Here is a 5,857-nt window from a genome sequence, read left to right as displayed (position 1 = left end):
ATTGTGCTTGAGGGGGTGCAGGGGGATTAAAGCCCCCTGCGTCTCCCGCCTTGAGGCGGGACGGAAGGGTGGTGATCATCCATGATTGTTAAAAACCTACCCTTGTAAGGAGGGTGCAAGCGGGATAATGGATCAAGATTTAGATCAATCCGACATTACACCTAAGACGAAGTTTATAGCGGTTTTGGCAGCAAATGTAGCTGATAGGCAGCTGATATGCAGCAGATAGAGCGCAAATTAAAGCAATTTTACCAACAGCACGACTGGCTGGCCTTGTAGTTTGGTCAGCACCAACGTTTGCTCGTAGCGACCCTTCAAGCGCAGTTGTTTGCTTAATTCTTCGGGGGTAATCGGCGAGCCACGCTTTTTGACGGTTACGCGGCCAATCTCACGCGCTTGCAATATTTGGCGCAGAAGTTTCAAATTAAACGGTAGCCATTGCTCAATTTGCCAAGCTCGCAGAAATGGCGATTGTACCAAGCGATCACTGGTAAGGTAGGCAATGCTGGCATCAAATTGAGCTAAATCCAACTGATTGGCAATATCTGCCACGGCGTGCGCTCGAATCACCGCTGGATCAGGCTCGTACAAATAGGCCAGTGGCTCGCTGAGTGCAGCGGCGGCTTGGGTGGAATCGGCAATTAAGCTGTGTTCAGCACCAGCACTAGTGAGCACCACTGCCTTGCGTTGCCCGCCAACCTGACCAGCTTGCCACCACAAACAGGCCTCGCGCAAATCGCCATCAAGCGAAATAAACTCAAGATCATAGCCAGCAGGCACGGCATCATCGGGAATACCTGGGGCAACTTTAGCTCCATGGATTGGCACTTGCCCACGCCAACGCTCCAAGGTAGAAAGCGGCGGCTGATAGTGCTCAACATCCCAAATGCGCTTGCCATTGCTGCGCCGCGCCGGATCGATAAATAAACCAGCGTAGCCCGCAAATTCTAGCGTGGTAAAATCGGCCTCTTGGATGCTGATTTGCTGGCTTAGCCCAAGCGCCTGAGCATTGGCCTCAAGCATTGCCAACCGCAATGGATCACGATCGATCGCCAAAACCGAGCAACTTTGCGCTAAGGCCAAGGCATCGCCGCCAACCGAGCAACCCAAATCGACCAGCCGCGAGCCAGTCGCAAAATGGCGTTGGCGATAGCTAGCAACCAGCCAAGGCGTAGCTTGCTCCAAGGCCTCACGGGTAAAATATAGTTGGCTGGCTTGGGGAAATTTAGCTTGGGCGGCGCGGCGCAATAAGTTGGTTTCCAAAGCCGCCGTTACCGCCTCGGCTGGGTAGTGTTTGCGCAATTTGGTGGTGTAGCGCAAAAAGTTAGCTTCATTCAAATCGCGATCATTGCTGAGTTCAGCCAAGAGTTGTTGGCCAGCGTCGCTCAACAACCAACGAAACCCTTCCATCTCCATCAGCGCGGCCCTGCCCAACGTTGGCGCAACTCGGCGATAATGGCTGGGCCATGCTCACGGCCATTTTCAATAAAGATTTTGCTCGGGTGTGCTCCCGCCGCCAACACGCCAGCGATAAATAAATTCGGCACATTGGTTTCAAAGGTGGTCGAGTTATGGCTTGGCACAGCATCTTGATCAACCGTAACTCCAACTGCTTCGAGCATGCTGGTGTTTGGTCGATAGCCAATCAAGGCAAAAACCCAATCATTGGCTTGTTCGTGCTGCGAGCCAGCGGCGCTGGTAATGTGGATGCTGGTTGGCGTAATGGCACTAAGATTAGCTTCCCAAAAGGTCTGAATTTTGCCTGCTTCGATCCAAGCCTTCAAATCAGCAGCAATCCATGGCTTGATTCGTTGATCTAAACCAGCAAACTGATGAATGATCGTGACATTTGCGCCGTGATAATATAAATCGAGCGCAGCTTCGGCAGCTGAATTGCCGCCGCCAATTACCGCAACATTTTGGCGATAAAAGGGGTGGCCTTCACGATAATAATGCTTAACTTTGCCTAGCTCAGCCCCGGCAATCGCCAACCGATTGGGCGTATCATACGAGCCGCTGGCGACAATCACCGCTCGCGCAGCATACCTAGCACTGGTTTGATCGTGGCGGGTTGTGTGTAGCTGAAACGTGCCATCGCTCAAGCGTTCTAAGGCTTGAACTGGCTCGTACATCTGAACATTTAATTGAAAATGCTCAACCACGCCGCGATAGTAGGCCAACGCTTCGGTACGAGTTGGATGCGGATGAATACTGCTCCATGGCACATTGCCAATCGTTAAATTGGGCGCAGTGCTAAAAAACACCGTTTGTAGCGGATAATCAATAATCGTGTTGGTGATTGCGCCACGCTCAAGCACCAAATAGTTGAAGCCTGCTTGTTGCGCCGCAATCGCCGCGCTCAGGCCACTTGGCCCAGCCCCAATAATAATCACATCGTAGGATTGCATAACTGCTCCTCAGAACAAAAAACCGCAGAGAGCGCTAGGATTGAGCGCCCTCTGCGGTGCCAACAGGATCAATTAACTCATCGAAGCCCACATCATCAACGCCAGCACCTGAATAATCGCCGGAATTGCGCCGATACCTAATAATTTACCACCACTCCAGCCATAGAGCCCTTCCCACAAACCAGCGGTCAAGAGGAATGACCAAATTGCTGCGCCAATCCAGAGCAGCACTGGCAGCAGAGGCACGTTCAATACCAGCAGCAACAATGCCCCCAACATCACCACAATTCGTGGCAATTGGGCGGTAGGGTAGAGGTAAAACGGACGGGCCAGATGGGCATCACCATCCAGATTGCGTTCGCTGAACTGGGCCACCGCCGCCGCAATTGGGTATTCCAACAAACAGATGAAAACAAATACCAACACATTGATAATTGAGCTGACGGTTGGATAGTGCACGCCGTTAATATGGCGCTCAACCAGCAGCATTAATGTCGGAATTGCCGTCAGCCAGACCATTGGCCGCCCGAGAATCATCATCGTATCAAATTTAATTTTGGTGCTATCTTCGCGGCGCAAAATATTCGAAACCATGCGATCGATCGCATCGCTGGGCTTGAACATCAAGCGCAACAACCAAGCTGGGGCATCTTCGGTCAAAATGCCTTCATCTTGCTCACTAGGTCGTTGGCGACGTGAAACTTCGAGCACAATTTGCTGCACCAATGGATCATAGACGCTCAATGCTGACGTTAACAGCACCCCTCGTGCATTCGAGCCATCGAACAGCAACGATGAAATGTGGTGCATCATCTTCAAACTCTGATTCGTCGTTTGAATCAGCATCACATGGTTATTTTCCGAGAGGCTGGCGGTTTTGACTGCGATAATTTCTTCCCAGCGCACGAGCAGCCAACGGTTGAAATAGCGCACCATCAAGCCCTCTTGGCGCGATTCAATATCGGGCAGAATGTTGCGAATAACCACCAGAATGGGAATTAACACCACGAGTAGGAGTACAGCGGCGACGGGTAGCCACCAAGCACTTTGATCAAGCGGTAAAGGGGCACTTTTGAAAATGCCGCCCACGCCAAAACTCAGGCCAATCCATTGGCGCAGCATTTCAAGCACGCGCAGCAGCCCCAGCACCGCCATCACTGCCGTGCCGATTACCAGCAAGCTACTGATGCGTTTGGGATAGGTCGCCATAATGCTAGCGACCCGACCAGGTTGGGCCGTTAAGCCAGCTTGGGTTGCATACTCAACATAATCTTTATCGCTTTTAGAGCGGCGGCTGAAGAAACCCGCTGGGCTGAGCAACAATTGAAACAACGGCGAGGAAGCCTTTTCATCAAGCTTAACTGCTGGCTGTTTAGTTTGGCGAGCCACCTGTTCCAGCTCACTGGTGAGCATGCGCACCAACGGTAGAAAATCGGAAATGCCCGAGGTAATGAGGATACCTCGGCGTAGGCTAAACCGATACAGCACACTATAAAAGCGATGCCAACCGGTCAAGGCCTTATTGTTGGTTTGCAGCAACACCACAAAGCGTTCGCCAGAAAGGTCTTCGGTAACCCGCAGCCCGCTGACTTGCTCCCAACCGACTGGCAACCAACCATTGCCCCATTCAATTAAAATACCACGGCTGCTCGTGCGAATGGTGGGGAAGAAATTACGAACAAAAACAACCACGAGCAAGGTTAAGCCCAACCAGCCAAAATAAGGCGCAAGATCCGCCAAGTCGCGCAGGCGTGGGCGGGTCGTTCCGGTTTGGTTAAACCAGTTGACCAAGGGTTCATAAAACGTGTCGCGGGCAGCAAAGGCTGCATTGATGTTGCGGCTATCCCAGAGATACTGCAAAACGGCACGTCCCCAACGCACCACAGCAACTACAATGAGGACAGTACAAAGCACCTCAAAAATCCATTTGAACCGACGAGGGTAACGATGCACCTGTTCGGGTGTGGCGAAGGCCATGGGCAGTCCTCCAGTTAACAAACCGCATAGGGGCGGAACTGTCTCAGGAATTTGTCAGCTTCTCACGCTTCTCTAGCGCTACGGTGGGTCGGCAAGATCGAGTATGATGATTATATAGAATCGCGCACGATAATAGCACAAGATCGTGCTGATGATCGCAAAGATAAGGAGTACCGTAGGCATGATTCGACGTTGGATTCGTGGACTGTGGGGTTTGACGCTGTGTGGGGTGTTGTTGAGTTGTGGTCAGGGCACTGCCACGCAAGCACCACAAACCCAAGCTCCCACTGCAACCACAACTGTTGCTGCTAGCCCAACCACTGCCGCCTCGCCAACGACGGCTGCTTCACCAACCTTGGCTGCAACAGCAACTTCCGAAGCTTCACCAACCCCCGCTGGTCTCAGCGATGCCGATCTCGCGAAGTATGCACCCAATGAGATTGGCTGGGTTTTGGTCTTAGAATATCACTTAATTGAATCTCCCGATGCAGACTATAGCCGTTCGCCCGAAAATTTGCGCAAGGATTTAGAGTGGTTGTATGCCAATAATTTTTACCCAATGACCTTGCGCGATTTGGTTGATAACAACATTAGCGTGCCGCTGGGCAAATCGCCAGTTGTTTTGACCTTTGACGATTCATCGGATGGTCAGTTCCGCTATCTTGAAGATGGTACGCTTGACCCAACTTCGGCCATGGGCATTTTGCAAGCGTTTGCCGCCGAGCACCCCGATTTTCCGGCGATTGCGGTGTTCTTCCCGTTGATCGATGTTGATGTAAAAGAGCGGGTTTTGTTTGGTCAGCCTGAGTTTGCCACCCAAAAACTTCAAGAAATTGTGGCCTTGGGCGGCGAGGTTGGCACTCATACCTACACCCATCAACGCCTCGACGAGGCTGATGCCGAGCAAATTCAATGGCAATTAGCCTTCTCGATCAAAGAACTTGAGGAGCGTATTGGCGATGGTTATCAAGTCACGAGCCTGAGCTATCCCTTGGGTATGTTTCCCGAAGATGAGAGTTTGGTCCGCGAAGGCGAATCTGAAGGTGAGAGCTATACATTAAGCGCAGCGGTTGATGTCACTGGTGGCGCTAGCCCTTCGCCCTATTCGCAAAACTTCGATCCCTACCATATTCGCCGAACGCAAGCGGTTGATTCGCAATTGGAATATTGGTATCAGTTGTTTGAAGAACGACCTGATCTCAAATTTATCTCCGATGGCGACCCCGATACAATTACCGTGCCCAGCGAGGAAACGCTTGGCGAGGAGCAACAAGGCCGTTTGCGCCCCGACTTGGAAGTGCGCCGCTACGAACGGAAGTAGGCGAGGGGCCGGTGATCAGGGTTCAGGGGCTAGGGTTCAAAATCCTTTCACCCCTACTAAGGGTATATTTCCCCTTTGAACCACTGATCTTGAGGTTTATCGGTGAATGTATAACACTCGATAATTGTCCTTGAGGGGGTGCAGGGGGATT

At 51.8% G+C, this 5,857-nt stretch carries 4 protein-coding genes; 1 reads left to right on the top strand and 3 read right to left on the bottom strand.

Going from position 1 to position 5,857, the window contains the following annotated elements; translation table 11 throughout:
- Positions 1–237: 237 nt before the first annotated feature.
- From DEF47_RS04580 to DEF47_RS04570, 3 genes are all read right to left on the bottom strand, one after another.
- On the bottom strand, positions 238–1,410 hold the full coding sequence (locus tag DEF47_RS04580) for a class I SAM-dependent methyltransferase (RefSeq protein WP_287044995.1): 1,173 nt from the start codon (positions 1,408–1,410) through the stop codon (positions 238–240).
- A gap of 5 nt (positions 1,411–1,415) precedes the next feature.
- The gene (locus DEF47_RS04575) at positions 1,416–2,408 is read right to left on the bottom strand and encodes a YpdA family putative bacillithiol disulfide reductase (RefSeq protein ID WP_012187638.1); all 993 of its coding nucleotides are present in this window, start codon (positions 2,406–2,408) and stop codon (positions 1,416–1,418) included.
- Between the two features lie 72 nt (positions 2,409–2,480).
- A complete protein-coding gene (locus DEF47_RS04570) occupies positions 2,481–4,322 on the bottom strand; it encodes a hypothetical protein (protein ID WP_287044994.1) in 1,842 nt (613 codons plus the stop codon).
- A gap of 244 nt (positions 4,323–4,566) precedes the next feature.
- On the opposite strand from DEF47_RS04570, the gene DEF47_RS04565 reads away from it, so the two are divergent.
- Complete coding sequence (locus tag DEF47_RS04565) at positions 4,567–5,706, top strand: polysaccharide deacetylase family protein (RefSeq protein WP_012187640.1); 1,140 nt, start codon at positions 4,567–4,569, stop codon at positions 5,704–5,706.
- The last annotated feature ends 151 nt before the right edge of the window (positions 5,707–5,857 follow it).

Source organism: Herpetosiphon sp., from assembly GCF_003512625.1.
In the GTDB taxonomy this organism is placed as follows: Bacteria; Chloroflexota; Chloroflexia; order Chloroflexales; family Herpetosiphonaceae; genus Herpetosiphon; species Herpetosiphon aurantiacus.
This window is presented reverse-complemented; position numbering and strand designations above follow the sequence as displayed.